Raw genomic sequence first — 13,684 nt, 5'->3', positions numbered from 1 at the left:
TGCACGCGGCGCCAACTGCTGTATCGTGCGCGGGTTTTGTGCTTCACTGATCCTCCTCGAAAACAATGGGAGGCCGTGATGAGCGTTCGTCTGTTCCGCGCGGTGACGCTGGCCGCGCTGCTGGCCGGTGTGTCGCCGCTGAGCCATAGCCAGTGCTGCGGCTTCGGCATGAGTTACGACAATGTGGTGGTGTGGCCGGCGCCGGACTTGCGCGTGCCGGTGCCATCTTACGCCGAAGCGAAAAAAGCGCCGCCGGCCGGGCTGGCCAAAGCCAAACCTGCGGTGCAGACCAATGCCCGCAAGTTATCACTGCACTTCCCGCCGGACAAGCGCGCGGAAATGGAAAAAATCTATGTGCAAAGCATGGATATTTACCTGAAAGTCGAAAAGAAAATGGGCTGGACGCCGCGCGACCTGGCGGGCGGCATGGCGGCCTTCGTCGTCGGCAATTACATGGTGCTGAACAATACCGAAGTGTCCGATGAAGCATTTGCCGCCGTGGCGCGGCAATTCCGCGCGCAACCCGCGTTGCGCGAACTGGGCGACAGCCGGGACCAGGACAAGGTACGCGACGTGTTCGAGCAAAGCGCCATGGTGGGCGCGTTCATGGCGCTGGCCTATAAATCCCACCAGCAGCAACCGCAACCCGCCGCCGTCTATGAAAACATGCGCAATGCCGCGATTGAAAACCTGAAGCTGGTGATGCGTTCCGACCCCGCCGGCTTGCGGATCGACGACAGCGGCATTCACTGACGTGGCTCCCCCGGCGCCTGGCGCCGGGGGAAGAGCGGATGTTAGCGTTGCGGTTGGATCACGACCTTGCCCGTGACCTTGCGCGCAGCCATGTCGTTCAGCGCCTGTGGCGTGTCGGCCAGCGCATAGCGGGCCGAGATGTGCGGGCGGATCTTGCCCTGCTTCATCCAGTCCAGCAATTGCATCATGCCCGCCAGGTTGGCTTTCGGTTCGCGCTTGGCGAATTCGCCCCAGAACACGCCCACCAGCGACGCACCTTTCAACAGCGCCAGGTTCAGCGGCAGTTTCGGGATTTCGCCGTTGGCAAAGCCCACCACCAGGTAGCGGCCCCGCCACGCGATCGAGCGGAACGCCGCTTCCGCGAAATCGCCGCCCACCGGATCGTACACCACGTCCGGTCCCTTGCCGCCGGTGGCGGCTTTCACCGCTTCGCGCAAGTCTTCCTTGCTGTAATTGATCAGCACATCGGCGCCATGGTCCTTGCAGATGGCCAGCTTTTCATCGGACGACGCGGCGGCTATCACCCGCGCGCCCAGCGCCTTGCCGATTTCCACCGCCGCCAGTCCGACGCCGCCCGCCGCGCCCAGGACCAGCATGGTTTCACCGGCTTTCAGCGCGGCCCGGTCCACCACCGCGTGGTGCGACGTGCCATAGGTCAGCGTGATGGACGCCGCCGTGTCGAAATCCATGCCCGGAGGCATCGGCATCAATGCATGGGCGGGCGCGGACAATTGCTGGGCAAAGCCGCCGTGCGCGGAAAACGCGATCACCTTGTCGCCCGGCTTGAAGCCGGCCACGCCATCGCCGACAGCGCGCACGGTGCCCGCCACTTCATTGCCGGGCGTGAAAGGCAATTCCGGCTTGTACTGGTATTTGCCCTGGATGATCAGCACATCCGGGAAGTTGACGCCGGCCGCCTGCACATCCAGCACCACGTGGCCGGGGGCGGGCTGCAGATCCGGTAACTCTTCAACGGTGAGGGTGTCGGGCAAGCCCCACGCCTTGCATACGATGGCTTTCATAAGTCTCCATTTGAAATAAAAATAGTACGACCGTTTCATTTTGCGCCTGATGCGCGGGTTTGTCCATGGTTTGCGTTACCGCAAACGCAGGGGGAGGCGGCCGCATACAGTGTAGACATGAGCCGGCAAGAGTGTGAGATGCGCGGCCGGCCTGATGGAGGTTGCCATGGGCATCCGATATGGCTGTTTCTTCAGTTATGCGCACGGGCAGCACGCCTATATGAGCAAGTTCAAGAACGACCTTGCCGATGCGCTGAAATGTTACCTCGAACCGCATTTCGACACGGAACGCGAGCTGTTCGTCGACACCGAGCAGCTGGGCGGCGGCGATGACCTGGACCGGCGCATTGCCACGGCGATGTGCGAAAGCGTCTGCATGATCGTCATTTATACGCCGAAGTACGAAGCCCATCCCTACACGCGGCGCGAATTCGCCGCCATGCAACTGATCGAGGCGGAGCGGCGCGCGTGGTATCCACTGCCCAGCCATTTGATCATTCCCGTCATCATGACGCGCCACCCCGTCAGCCTGCCGCCGCAAATCACGGAACCGGGCATGTACGTGGATTTTTCACGCTATACGCTGGCGACGGGCGATTTGAAAACCAATCCGGACTACCTGCCCGACATCGAGAAAATCGTCGAGCGCATCGCGGCCCATTACCACTACCTGAAGCGCTGCATTCCGCCGGAACACGATTGCAGCGCGTTCCAGTTGCCGCCCATTCCAGACGCGTGGCGCGCGTCGCCGCCGCCGCATTTCCCGCGCTGAAAAGGAGAATATGATGGATCATCCACAGCTGGCCGGTACCGACTCCGGCGCCGTCACGACCTTTTATTCGTACCGGGGCGGCGCGGGCTGCACCATGGCGCTGGCCCATGTCGGGGCGTTGCTGGCGGACCGCGGTCCGGCCGGGACGCCGGTGCTGATGGTGGACTGGGACCTGGACGCACCCGGCCTGCACGAAGCTTTTCCGGCGGGGCCGGATGCGCCCGGCGTGGTGGAATTATTCGCCGCCTACCGCGACCAGTTGCTGCGCCGGGGCCGGGCTGACGGCGGCGACGATGACGGCGGCGAAGCGCTGGCGCAAGCCGTGCTGGCGGCCATCGACTGGCAGCACCATGTGGTGCGCGTGGACCAGCGCCGCCCGCTGTTCCTGATGCGCGCGGGCCGTCTCGATGACGGCCATGCGCAACGCCTGGCGGGGCTGGACTGGGAAGCGCTGTTCCACGCCTGTCCCGCGTTGTTCCGCTGTTTTGGCGCCATGCTGGCGCGCCATTTCGGCCATGTGCTGGTCGATGCGCCGCATGGCCGCAGCGCCGGCGCCGGCGTGTGCACGGCATTGCTGCCGCAGCGGCTGGTGTTGCTGTTCGACGCCAACCGGCCCGGGCTGGACGGGCTGGAATCGCTGGTGCAGCGGGTTACCACGTTCCGCGTCAGCCAGGACGGCGAACCCCGCGCGCTGATGATTTATCCCGTGCCGGCCCGCATGGCCGCCGACGACACCGGGCAGCGCGCGCGGGTGCGGCGCGGCGATCCGGCCGCCGGCCTGCCTGGTTACCAGCCGTTGTTCGAGCGCGTGCTGGCCGACGCGTACGGCGCACCAAGCCTGTCGCTGGACAGCTATTTCAATGAAGTACTGGTGCCGCACGTGCGCGAACCGGCCGGCGCGGCAGGTGACCGTGGCGACCATGACGACCGGTGTGCGCCCGTGCGCGCCTATGAAGCCTTGCTGGCCTGGATGGAACCGGGCCACCCGCCCTGGTGCGCGCTGCGCGAATTGCCGTTGCTGGAGCAGGTGACGCAAGCGCGCGCCGCGCTCGATGGCAGCGCCGCGCGCCAGGTCCAGCTGGCGCGCGACCTGTTCCGGCTTGGCGAAGCGTACCGCGACGGCGGGCGCGACGCGCGCGCGGCGCTGGCGTTCCGCGAAAGTGCCGCGCTGTACGCGGCCGGCGCGGGCGAAGCGCACCCGGACACGGCGGCGGCGCGCGCGCAACTGGCGGCGCTGTTGCTGCACCGCCGCCAGTTCGACGAAGCACGTTTGCTGCTGCGCCAGGCGTCCGACACGCTTGGCGCCGCCCTGGGGCCGCAACATCAGGAAGTCCTGGCGCTGGGCGCGATGCAGGCTCAGGCGCTGGCGGGCCAGGGCTATGTGACGGCGGCGCTGGCGCGGCTGCAGGATGTCCTGGACGTCCAATTGCGCACCCTGGGCGCCGGCCATCCCGCCACGCTGGACAGCCAGGCGCTGCGGGCTGCGCTGCTATCGCAGGCGGGCGACATGGAAGCGGCGCGCCTGTTGCTGGAACAGGTGCTGGCGGCGCGCACGCGGCTGTCCGGCGCACAGCATGCGGCCACGTTGCGCGCGGCCGACGCGCTGGCGCACGTGGTGTCGCGCATCGGCGCCGACACCATGCCGGAAGCCGTGCGGCAGCCGGTGCCAGGCTACGGAACGGCGGAAGTGCAGGGCCCGGCCCACCCGGATAACGTGTACGCGCTGCGCGACGCCAAGGTGGTCCACGGCGAGCCGGAAAGCGGCGCCGGATGCGCGGAATTGTCGTAATGACATGCCGGAAATTTATCTGTTGCGGCGGCCGCAGGCATGCGCTTCGCGGGCGTTGCTTCAGGTAAAATTCTCCACATGCGTATCCTTATCAGTAACGACGATGGCTATCTGGCGCCGGGTATTACCGCCCTGGCAAACGCGCTGGCCGCCATCGCAGACATCACCGTGGTGGCCCCGGATAACAACCGTTCCGGGGCGTCGAATTCCCTGACCCTGGACCGTCCGCTGTCCGTGCAGCAGGCCGCCAATGGTTTTTATTTTGTCAACGGCACGCCGACCGATTGCGTGCACGTGGCGTTGACGGTGCTGATGCCGGACAAGCCGGACCTGGTGGTCTCCGGCATCAACAATGGCCCGAACATGGGCGACGACACGCTGTACTCCGGTACCGTGGCCGCTGCCACGGAAGGCTATCTGTTCGGCATTCCCGCGATTGCCTTTTCGCAGGGCGAATATGGCTGGCTGCACGTCGATGACGCGGCCCGCGTGGCGCGCGATATCGTCGAGCGCCACGTCGAATCGCTGACGAAGCCCTTCCTGCTGAACGTGAATATCCCGAACCGCGCCTACCAGGACATGGGGCCGCTGGCCGCCACCCGCCTGGGCAAGCGCCACCAGTCGGAACCGGTGATCCGCGCGCACGATCCGCGCGGCCGGGAAATTTACTGGATCGGCCCGCCGGGCGCCTGCAAGGACGCGGGCGAGGGCACGGACTTTTATGCCGTGGCCCATGGCCTGGTGTCGCTGACGCCGCTGCAGATCGACCTGACCCACCGCACCCAGCTCGCATCCCTGGCCAACGCTTTGCTATGACCGACAAACCCCGTTCCTTCCCCTTGCCGCTGTCGTCCGTGGTGGACCAGAAGCCGTCGTACGCCTCGGTGCGGGGGCCGGTGGCTACGCCGCAAACCGCCACGCAGAACGCCACGCAAAACGCGCGCAGCGCACAGCCTTACGTGGCAAGGCAGGCGCCGGCCGCCGCGCCGGCACCGCTGCGGGGGGCGCAGGCGGAACGGGACCAGATTGCGGCAGCCGCAGCGCCGCGCCAGAACCCGCTGGTGTCGGAAGCCGTGCGGCGCGCCATGGTGGCGCGGGTGGCGAAGCAGGGCGTCAAGGATAGCGTGGTGCTGAGCGCGCTGGACCGGGTGCCGCGCCACCATTTCATCGACGAGGCGCTGGCGGCGCAGGCGTACATCGACGCCTCGCTGCCGATCGGCCACCACCAGACGATTTCGCAGCCGTATATCGTGGCGCGCATGATCGAGGTGATGCGCAATGGCGGCCAGTTGAAGCGCGTGCTGGAAATCGGCACCGGTTGCGGCTATCAGGCGGCCGTGCTGGCCTGTATTGCACAAGACGTGTATTCCATCGAGCGGATCAAGCCGTTACATGAGCTGGCCAAGGCGAACCTGCGGCCGATGCGGGTGCCGAACCTGCGTTTGCATTACGGAGATGGTATGCTTGGGTTGCCGCAGGCGGCCCCATTTGATGGCATTATCCTGGCCGCGGCGGGTATGGACGTGCCGCAGGCGCTGCTGGAACAGCTGGCCATCGGCGGCAGGCTGGTGGCGCCCGTGGGCGGCCGTACCCAGCATTTGCACCTGGTTACCCGCGTAGCCAAGGCTGAGTGGACCAGCGAAGCGCTGGAAGATTGCCACTTTGTGCCATTGCGCCCTGGCACTGTCTGACTGCGCCGTGCCGGGCAAACAATTTAGAATGAATATGATTAACAAGAGTTCCCTGTTATTGCTGAGCATCACCCTGGGCGCGCTCAGCGCCTGTACCACCACGCCGCAGCAGGCGCCGGTGGTGGACCGCCATTTGACCCCCACGTCGCCCCATCCTGCCGTCAAACCGCCCGCACCGAGCGAAGACGCCAGCAAGGCCCGTGACGAGCGCGGCCTGTACACGGTGAAAAAAGGCGATACGCTGATCAAGATCGCGCTGGAACACGGCCAAAGCTATACGGATATCGCGGCCTGGAATAACCTGGCCAACCCGAACGACATCAAGGTCGACCAGGTGTTGCGCGTGCTGCCGCCCGATAACGGCGGTGTCGTCATCGGCAAGGTCGAGCCGCCCGGCAATACCACGCCGAAACCGGAACCGGTCGTGGCCCGCAAAACGTCGCCGCGCGGCGACAAAAAGCCGTATACGGAAGGCGCGCTGGCCGATTTGCAGAAACCGGACAGCGACAAGCCGGAGCGGCCTGAAAAGGCGCCGGTGGTCGCGTCGGTGGCGCCGCCCGCCGCCGCCACGCCGGCCGCACCGGCCGTGCAGCTGAGCGCGGAAGACCGCGAACTGACGTGGATCTGGCCTTCCGACGGCCGTATTGTCGCCACCTTTGACGAAGGCAAGAACAAAGGCATCGACATTGCCGGCAAGGCGGGGCAACATGTGATGGCTGCCGGCGCAGGAAAAGTCATGTATGCAGGCAGTGGCATCCGCGGTTATGGTAATCTCGTCATTGTGAAGCACAGTAATAGTCTGCTGTCCGCATATGCCCACAACCGGGCCATCCTCGTCAAGGAAGGCCAGAGTGTCAGCAAGGGCCAGCTGATTGCAGAAATGGGGGATTCAGATACCGATGCCGTCAAGCTGCACTTTGAAATCAGGCAGCAGGGCAAACCCGTGGATCCATCGAAGTTCTTGCCTAACCGCTAGCTACCGCCCATGACACACTCGCCGCACGACCGACTGGATGACGATTCGCTGCCGGAAGACTTTTCGGAAGAGCAGCTCGACGATGTCGCAATCGATGCGGGAGACAATGCCGATGGCGCGGATGGCGGCATCGTTGCGGAAGCCAGCACGGTACTCGAGAGTGTCGATGAACTGAAAAAGGTGCTGGCGGCTGAACTGTCCACCGACACCACGCAGCATTACCTGAACCAGATCGGTACCCGGCCGTTGCTGACGGCGCAGCAGGAAGTGCATTACGCGACCCTGGCCAAGCAGGGCGATTTCAGCGCCCGCCAGACCATGATCGAGCATAACCTGCGCCTCGTGGTGTCGATTGCCAAGCATTACATCAACCGGGGCGTGGTCTTGCTCGACATGATCGAGGAGGGCAACATCGGCCTGATGCGCGCCATCGACAAGTTCGAGCCGGAGCGGGGTTTCCGCTTTTCCACCTATGCCACGTGGTGGATCCGCCAGAGCATCGAGCGCGCCATCATGAACCAGGCCCGCACCGTGCGCCTGCCGGTGCACATGGTGCGCGAACTGAACCAGATCCTGCGCGGCAAATACCACCTGGAAGCGCAGCACCACAACGGCAAGGACGCCACCGCCGAAGATATCGCGGAACTGGTCGGCCGGCCGGTGGAAGAAGTGCAGGACATCCTGGCCTTGTCCGAGCATGCGACGTCGCTCGACGCGCCGCTCGACAACGATCCGCAATCGTCGCTGATGGACATGCTGCCGGGCGACGCGGATGACAGCCCCGATGCGCGGGCCGAGCACCATGAAATGACGGTACTGGTGCGCGACTGGCTGACCAAGCTGCCGGACAAGCAGCGCATCGTCATCATGCGCCGTTTCGGCCTCGATAACGACGATCCCGCCACCCTGGAAACCCTGGCCGAGGAAATGGGCGTCACGCGCGAACGCGTGCGGCAAATCCAGCAGGAAGCCCTCGTCAAGCTGAAGCGCGCGATGGCCGCGCGCGGCGTGGTACGGGATTCATTGCTATAACTTCACCGGCCTGACGGCCCGCCCATGTCGTTGACGGCATGGGTTCTGCTATTATTACGCCCTTCCGCAAGCCGCCCAGCCGGCCCATTCCCCTTGAAACGTTGACCGCTATGCAAGACAAAATCATCGAAATCAAATCGCTCGACATGGACGCCCGTGGCGTCGGCCACCTGGAAAACGAAGACGGTTCGCCGGGCAAGGTGGTGTTCGTCGAAGGTGCGCTGCCGGGCGAACGGGTCAGCTTTGAAACGTTCCGCAAGAAGAAAAACTGGGAAGCGGCGCGCATGACGGCGCTGCATAAAGAGTCGTCGATGCGCGTCAAGCCGAAGTGCGTGCACTTCGACTATTGCGGCGGCTGCTCGATGCAGCACCTGGAGCCGAGCGCGCAGGTGGCGATCAAGCAGCGCGTGCTGGAAGATAACCTGTGGCACCTGTCGAAAGTCAAAGCCGGCAACATGATGCGCCCGCTGTATGGCCCGACGTGGGGCTACCGCTACCGCGCGCGCCTGTCGTCGCGCTACGTGGCGAAAAAGGGCACGGTGCTGGTGGGCTTCCATGAAAAGAAATCCGTCTACGTGGCGGACATCCAAAGCTGCCAGATCCTGCCGCCGCATGTCTCGGACATGATGATGCCGCTGCGCGCGCTGATCCACTCGCTGTCGATTTTCGACAAGGTGCCGCAAATCGAACTGGCCATCGGTGAAGAAACCACGGTGCTGGTGATGCGTAACATGGAGCCGTTGAAGGCCGATGATGAAGCCAAGCTGAAGGCGTTCGCGGACGAATACGACATCCAGTGGTGGCTGCAGCCGAAAGGCCCGGATACCGCGTATCCGTTCTATCCGCTGGACAAGGAACTGTATTATTTGCTGCCGGAATTCGGCATCCGCATGCCGTTCAAGCCGACCGATTTCACGCAGGTGAACCACCACATCAACCGCGTGCTGGTGGCGAAAGCCCTGCGCCTGCTGGATGTGCAGAAGGAAGACCGCGTGGCTGACCTGTTCTGCGGCCTGGGCAACTTCACCTTGCCGCTGGCGACGCAGGCGCGCGAAGTGGTGGGCATCGAGGGTTCCACCGCGCTGACCGAGCGCGCGCTGGCCAATGCACAAGTCAATGGCGTGGCCGCCAAGACCACGTTCCAGACCCGCAACCTGTTCGAAGTCACGAAGGACGACTTGATCAAGCTGGGCAAGTTCGACCGCATGCTGATCGACCCGCCGCGCGACGGCGCGATGGCGCTGGCGCTGGCGCTGGCGGAGCTGAAAAAGGATGCGCCGGAATTCCTGCCGAAGCGCATCGTGTACGTGTCGTGCAGCCCGTCGACCCTGGCGCGCGATGCGGGCGTCCTGACGCATCTGTGTGGCTACAAGCTGGACCTGGCCGGTGTGGTCAACATGTTCCCGCACACGTCGCACGTGGAATCGATGGCGGTCTTCAACCTCGACCCGGACGCGAAAGTCAGCGAATTGCCGATGGCCCGCGTGACGGAAACCGTCGGCGAATAATCTTTCCGAGCTTCAAAAAAAAGCCGGCGCGAAGCCGGCTTTTTGTTGAGGACCGTGGACGCTTAGTCGCGGTCGCCGCCCAGGCCCAGCAGGGCCAGCAGGTTGCTGAAGATGTTGTACACGTCCAGGTACAGCGCCAGGGTCGCGCTGATGTAGTTGGTTTCGCCGCCGTTGATGATCTGCTGTACGTCATACAGGATGAACGCGGAGAAGATACCGATCGCCAGGACGGAAATCACGATGTACAGCGCCGGCATCTGGAAGAAGATGTTCAGCAGCGAAGCGGCCAGCAGCACCAGCGCGCCGGCGAACAGCCATTTGCCCATCCCGGAGAAATCGCGCTTGGACACGGTGGCCACCGTCGCCATCACACCGAACACGGCTGCCGTGCCGCCGAACGCCATCATGATCAGCTGGCCGCCGTTGGAGAAGCCCAGCGTGCGGGTCAGCAGCGGTGTCAGCATCAGGCCCATGAAGAACGTGAAGCCCAGCAGCAGCGCCACGCCGACGCCGCTGGTCTTGTTCTTTTCAATGCCCCAGATGAAGCCGTAAGCGACGCCCAGGAACAGGATCGCGCCCATGAAGCCGCGTGGCATCGGGATGTGCATCATCACGCCCAGGGCCGCGCCCAGCACGGTCGGGATCATCGACAGCGCCAGCAGCCAGTACGTATTGCGCAGCACGTTGTGGCGCACCAGCTGACTGCTGTGCCCCCACTCGTAAGTGTTCTGCAAGTTGTTCATGTTGCCTCCGTAGTGAAAAAGTGCGGATAACCGCTTGCCAAAAGGATAGCACGTCGTCGTGACATGGCGCAAAATTTGCCTTAAACCCGGCTTAATCTTGCAGGAACCACAGCCTCACAGCATAAAACTTGCATGGCTGATATAGCCGATATTCGTAACCCGCTTTGATCTATGGTAAAATCAAGGGTTGATTGAATCATCAATTTTGTTTTAAACCATTCTTTTTATTGGAGTTTTTCAATGGCAATCGAACGCACCCTGTCGATCATCAAACCTGACGCAGTTGCTAAAAACGTAATCGGCCAAATCTACAGCCGTTTCGAAGGCGCTGGCCTGAAAGTGATCGCTGCGCGTATGACCCAACTGTCCCGCGCTGAAGCCGAAGGCTTCTACGCTGTGCACCGCGAGCGCCCATTCTTCAAAGATCTGGTGGACTTCATGGTTTCCGGCCCGGTCATGATCCAGGTTCTGGAAGGCGAAGGCGCAATCCTGAAAAACCGCGACCTGATGGGCGCAACCGATCCGAAGAAAGCTGAAAAAGGCACCATCCGCGCTGACTTCGCTGACTCCATCGACGCGAACGCCGTACACGGTTCCGACGCTGCTGAAACCGCAGCCGTTGAAATCGCTTACTACTTCCCGGCACTGAACATCTACTCGCGTTAATTCGCGGCCATGCCTGCCACCACTTGTGTGGTGCAAGTAGTAGACTGCAATAGGTAGTACCCCGCGCCCCGGCCATTGGCCGGGGTACGGTCTTTTCTGGACTGATTTTCTTTGAGCATGAATATGGACACGACCCTCACCAATTTGCTGGATTTCGATCCGGCGCAACTGGTCGCCTACTGTGCGGAGTTGGGTGAGAAGCCGTTCCGCGCGAAACAGTTGCAACGCTGGATCCACCAGTTTGGCGCCGCCGATTTCGACGAGATGACGGACCTGGCCAAATCGCTGCGCGAAAAGCTGAAGACCCGCGCCCGCATTGTGGCGCCGGCCATCATCAGCGACCACACGTCGTCGGACGGCACGCGCAAGTGGCTGGTCGACGTCGGCAATGGCAACGCGGTGGAAACCGTATTCATTCCTGAAGAAAATCGCGGCACGCTGTGCATTTCCACGCAGGCGGGCTGTGCCGTGAACTGCCGTTTTTGCTCGACGGGCAAGCAGGGCTTTTCGCGCAACCTGACGGTCGGTGAAATCATCGGCCAGCTGTGGATGGCGGAATTCGAATTGCGCCGCACCAAAGGCATCGAGCCGGGCCCGAAAGGCGAGCGCCAGATCACCAACGTGGTGATGATGGGCATGGGCGAGCCGCTGCTGAACTTCGAGCCGACCGCCACCGCATTGAAACTGATGCTCGACGACAATGCCTACGGCCTGTCGCGCCGCCGCGTGACCCTGTCGACGTCCGGCGTGGTGCCGATGATGGACAAGCTGTCGCAGGAAGTGCCGGTGGCGCTGGCGGTGTCGCTGCACGCGTCGAACGACGAGTTGCGCAATGGCCTGGTGCCGCTGAACAAGAAATACCCGCTGGCCGACTTGATGGCGGCCTGCAAGCGCTACCTGGAATTTGCGCCGCGCGACTTCATCACGTTTGAATATTGCATGCTGGACGGCGTCAATGACACCGACGAGCATGCGCGCGAACTGGTGGCGCTGGTCAAGCACCGCGACTATGGCGTCAACTGCAAGTTCAACCTGATCCCGTTCAACCCGTTCCCGGAATCGGGCTTGCTGCGTTCGAAAAATCCCCGCATCAAGGAATTTGCGCAAATCCTGATCGACGCGGGCATCGTCACCACCATCCGCAAGACGCGCGGCGACGATATCGACGCCGCCTGCGGCCAGCTGGCCGGCGAAGTGCAGGACCGCACCCGCGTGCAGGAGCGCATGGGCAAGATGGCGGAGTACCAGCAAAAGTTCGGCGCCGATTTCGGCAAGATCGTGGAGATCCGTTCCTGATGACACGGCCGGCCGCCCGCCGCCCATTGGCAACCGTGCTGGGCACGGTATGCCTGGGCATGGCCATGCTGGCGGGCGGCTGTGCGTCGCACTCGTCCGGCAAGGCGGAATTGACCACGGCGTCGGACCAGACCGCCGCGCAAAAGCGCGCGGAAATCCGCATGCAGCTGGCGGTCGGTTATTACCAGCAGGGCCAGTACGCGGTGGCGCTCGATGAAGTGAAGCTGGCGCTGGCCGCCGATCCCGAGCTGGCCGAAGCGTATGGCATGCGGGCGCTGATTTACATGGCCATGGGCGAGCGGGAATTGACGGAAGATAATTTCCAGCGTGCACTGAGACTGGCGCCGCGCAACCCGGACATCAGCAATAATTACGGGTCCTTCCTGTGCAGCGTGGGCCGCGAGGCGGATGCGTTCAAGTACTTTGACGCGGCGCTGTCGAACCCGGCGTACCAGGCGCCGGCGACGGCCAACAACAATGCCGGCGCCTGTGCGCTGAAACGGAAAGATTACGACACGGCCGAAAAGTATTTGCTTCAGGCCCTGAAATTCGCGCCGGACGTGGCCGTGACCAACGCCGGCCTGGCGCGCATCTACTTCGAGCGGCGCGATTATGCGCGCGCCGGTTTTTTCATTACCCGGCTGAGCAAGGTGGCCAGGATGGATGGGCTGACTGCCGACATCCTCTGGCTCGCGATCAGGGTGCAGCATCATGTGGGCGATACAGCTGCGGAAGCCGCTTGGGCAACGCAATTGCGCCGGCACCATGCCGGCTCGCCTGAATATGCTGCCTATCAACGTGGGGCGTTTGATGAGTGACACGAGTACCAATATGAATTCCGAATGGACGGAACAGCCGAAGTCCAAGGCGTTGCCCGGTGCGCAATTGGCGGCCCAGCGTGAAGCCATGGGCTTGACGGTGGACCAGATCGCCGACCAGCTGAAACTGGCGCCGCGCCAGGTCGTGGCGCTGGAAGCGGACGATTACAACTCGCTGCCGAACATGGCGGTGACGCGCGGTTTCGTACGCGCCTATGCCAAGGTGGTGAAGCTCGATGCGGCGCCGCTGGTGGCCATGATCGAAGTCAATCCGGTGGCGGGCCATGAACACCCGCAACCGGCACGCCGCGAGATTTCCGCGTCGTTTTCCGGTTCGCGTTTCCCGACCATGACCGAGCGTTCGTCCAAGCCCAGCGGCTGGCTGATGGGCGTGGCCGGTGCGGCCGTGGTGGCCGCCGCCGTGGGCGCGTATTACGTGGGCCTGTTCCCGAACTTGACCCCGGGCCACAAGGATGCCGCGGCGCCGGCGGCCAGCGTGCCCGTGGTGGCGCCGGCGCCGGCCGCGTCCGCGCCGCTGCAATCGGCCAATGTGCCGCTGATTTCCGTGGCGCCGCCGGCCGATCCGAATGCGCCGGCATCCGCGCCCGCCACGACGGC

General features: G+C 63.6%; 14 protein-coding genes. 12 read left to right on the top strand and 2 right to left on the bottom strand.

Going from position 1 to position 13,684, the window contains the following annotated elements; genetic code table 11:
* Nucleotides 1–78 precede the first annotated feature (78 nt).
* Nucleotides 79–753: a DUF6683 family protein gene (locus GJ700_RS24420; RefSeq protein ID WP_154378867.1), complete on the top strand. Its 675-nt coding sequence runs from the start codon at nt 79–81 to the stop codon at nt 751–753.
* A gap of 41 nt (nt 754–794) precedes the next feature.
* Here GJ700_RS24420 and GJ700_RS24415 read toward each other — a convergent pair whose 3' ends face one another.
* On the bottom strand, nt 795–1,775 hold the full coding sequence (locus GJ700_RS24415) for an NADPH:quinone oxidoreductase family protein (protein WP_154378865.1): 981 nt from the start codon (nt 1,773–1,775) through the stop codon (nt 795–797).
* Nucleotides 1,776–1,941: 166 nt separating this feature from the next.
* Here GJ700_RS24415 and GJ700_RS24410 point away from each other — a divergent pair, with 166 nt between their 5' ends.
* The 7 genes from GJ700_RS24410 to rlmD all read left to right on the top strand — a co-directional run bounded on the left by GJ700_RS24410 (nt 1,942) and on the right by rlmD (nt 9,543).
* Nucleotides 1,942–2,547, top strand: coding sequence for a toll/interleukin-1 receptor domain-containing protein (locus tag GJ700_RS24410; protein WP_154378863.1), 606 nt, complete (start codon nt 1,942–1,944; stop codon nt 2,545–2,547).
* A gap of 10 nt (nt 2,548–2,557) precedes the next feature.
* Nucleotides 2,558–4,336 carry a tetratricopeptide repeat protein gene (locus tag GJ700_RS24405; RefSeq protein ID WP_154378861.1) on the top strand — a complete coding sequence of 593 codons (1,779 nt, stop codon included), beginning with the start codon at nt 2,558–2,560 and terminating at the stop codon, nt 4,334–4,336.
* Nucleotides 4,337–4,414: 78 nt separating this feature from the next.
* The gene (surE, locus tag GJ700_RS24400; RefSeq protein WP_154378859.1) at nt 4,415–5,152 is read left to right on the top strand and encodes a 5'/3'-nucleotidase SurE; all 738 of its coding nucleotides are present in this window, start codon (nt 4,415–4,417) and stop codon (nt 5,150–5,152) included.
* On the top strand, nt 5,149–6,027 hold the full coding sequence (locus tag GJ700_RS24395) for a protein-L-isoaspartate(D-aspartate) O-methyltransferase (RefSeq protein ID WP_154378857.1): 879 nt from the start codon (nt 5,149–5,151) through the stop codon (nt 6,025–6,027). The genes surE and GJ700_RS24395 overlap by 4 nt, the downstream gene beginning before the upstream one ends.
* Before the next feature lie 34 nt (nt 6,028–6,061).
* Nucleotides 6,062–7,003, top strand: a complete 942-nt coding sequence (locus GJ700_RS24390; RefSeq protein WP_154379135.1) for a peptidoglycan DD-metalloendopeptidase family protein — start codon at nt 6,062–6,064, stop codon at nt 7,001–7,003.
* Between the two features lie 9 nt (nt 7,004–7,012).
* Complete coding sequence (gene rpoS, locus GJ700_RS24385) at nt 7,013–8,035, top strand: RNA polymerase sigma factor RpoS (protein WP_154378854.1); 1,023 nt, start codon at nt 7,013–7,015, stop codon at nt 8,033–8,035.
* 110 nt (nt 8,036–8,145) lie between these two features.
* Complete coding sequence (gene rlmD, locus GJ700_RS24380; protein ID WP_195764002.1) at nt 8,146–9,543, top strand: 23S rRNA (uracil(1939)-C(5))-methyltransferase RlmD; 1,398 nt, start codon at nt 8,146–8,148, stop codon at nt 9,541–9,543.
* Nucleotides 9,544–9,605: 62 nt separating this feature from the next.
* On the opposite strand, the gene GJ700_RS24375 is transcribed toward rlmD, so the two are convergent.
* A complete protein-coding gene (locus GJ700_RS24375; protein ID WP_154378850.1) occupies nt 9,606–10,286 on the bottom strand; it encodes a Bax inhibitor-1/YccA family protein in 681 nt (226 codons plus the stop codon).
* A 240-nt stretch (nt 10,287–10,526) separates the two neighbouring features.
* On the opposite strand from GJ700_RS24375, the gene ndk reads away from it, so the two are divergent.
* The 4 genes from ndk to GJ700_RS24355 form a co-directional block, all read left to right on the top strand.
* Nucleotides 10,527–10,952 carry a nucleoside-diphosphate kinase gene (gene ndk / locus GJ700_RS24370; RefSeq protein WP_154378848.1) on the top strand — a complete coding sequence of 142 codons (426 nt, stop codon included), beginning with the start codon at nt 10,527–10,529 and terminating at the stop codon, nt 10,950–10,952.
* Nucleotides 10,953–11,075: 123 nt separating this feature from the next.
* On the top strand, nt 11,076–12,248 hold the full coding sequence (gene rlmN / locus GJ700_RS24365) for a dual-specificity RNA methyltransferase RlmN (RefSeq protein WP_154378846.1): 1,173 nt from the start codon (nt 11,076–11,078) through the stop codon (nt 12,246–12,248).
* Complete coding sequence (gene pilW, locus GJ700_RS24360) at nt 12,248–13,066, top strand: type IV pilus biogenesis/stability protein PilW (RefSeq protein WP_154378843.1); 819 nt, start codon at nt 12,248–12,250, stop codon at nt 13,064–13,066. Before rlmN ends, pilW begins: the two co-directional genes overlap by 1 nt.
* Before the next feature lie 13 nt (nt 13,067–13,079).
* Nucleotides 13,080–13,684 (top strand): helix-turn-helix domain-containing protein (locus GJ700_RS24355; protein ID WP_195764001.1); only part of this gene is annotated, 605 nt, incomplete at its 3' end.

The organism is Pseudoduganella rivuli, from assembly GCF_009674485.1.
In the GTDB taxonomy this organism is placed as follows: Bacteria; Pseudomonadota; Gammaproteobacteria; order Burkholderiales; family Burkholderiaceae_D; genus Rugamonas; species Rugamonas rivuli_B.
The sequence above is the reverse complement of the archived record's forward strand: the minus strand, read 5'-3'. Positions and strand labels throughout refer to the sequence as shown.

Bases quoted from the DNA above. Each gene is read 5' to 3' on its own strand.
- GJ700_RS24420 (WP_154378867.1), top strand. From the start codon at position 79: ATGAGCGTTCGTCTGTTCCGCGCGGTGACGCTGGCCGCGCTGCTGGCC.
- GJ700_RS24415 (WP_154378865.1), bottom strand. From the start codon at position 1,775: ATGAAAGCCATCGTATGCAAGGCGTGGGGCTTGCCCGACACCCTCACC.
- GJ700_RS24410 (WP_154378863.1), top strand. From the start codon at position 1,942: ATGGGCATCCGATATGGCTGTTTCTTCAGTTATGCGCACGGGCAGCAC.
- GJ700_RS24405 (WP_154378861.1), top strand. From the start codon at position 2,558: ATGATGGATCATCCACAGCTGGCCGGTACCGACTCCGGCGCCGTCACG.
- surE (WP_154378859.1), top strand. From the start codon at position 4,415: ATGCGTATCCTTATCAGTAACGACGATGGCTATCTGGCGCCGGGTATT.
- GJ700_RS24395 (WP_154378857.1), top strand. From the start codon at position 5,149: ATGACCGACAAACCCCGTTCCTTCCCCTTGCCGCTGTCGTCCGTGGTG.
- GJ700_RS24390 (WP_154379135.1), top strand. From the start codon at position 6,062: ATGATTAACAAGAGTTCCCTGTTATTGCTGAGCATCACCCTGGGCGCG.
- rpoS (WP_154378854.1), top strand. From the start codon at position 7,013: ATGACACACTCGCCGCACGACCGACTGGATGACGATTCGCTGCCGGAA.
- rlmD (WP_195764002.1), top strand. From the start codon at position 8,146: ATGCAAGACAAAATCATCGAAATCAAATCGCTCGACATGGACGCCCGT.
- GJ700_RS24375 (WP_154378850.1), bottom strand. From the start codon at position 10,286: ATGAACAACTTGCAGAACACTTACGAGTGGGGGCACAGCAGTCAGCTG.
- ndk (WP_154378848.1), top strand. From the start codon at position 10,527: ATGGCAATCGAACGCACCCTGTCGATCATCAAACCTGACGCAGTTGCT.
- rlmN (WP_154378846.1), top strand. From the start codon at position 11,076: ATGGACACGACCCTCACCAATTTGCTGGATTTCGATCCGGCGCAACTG.
- pilW (WP_154378843.1), top strand. From the start codon at position 12,248: ATGACACGGCCGGCCGCCCGCCGCCCATTGGCAACCGTGCTGGGCACG.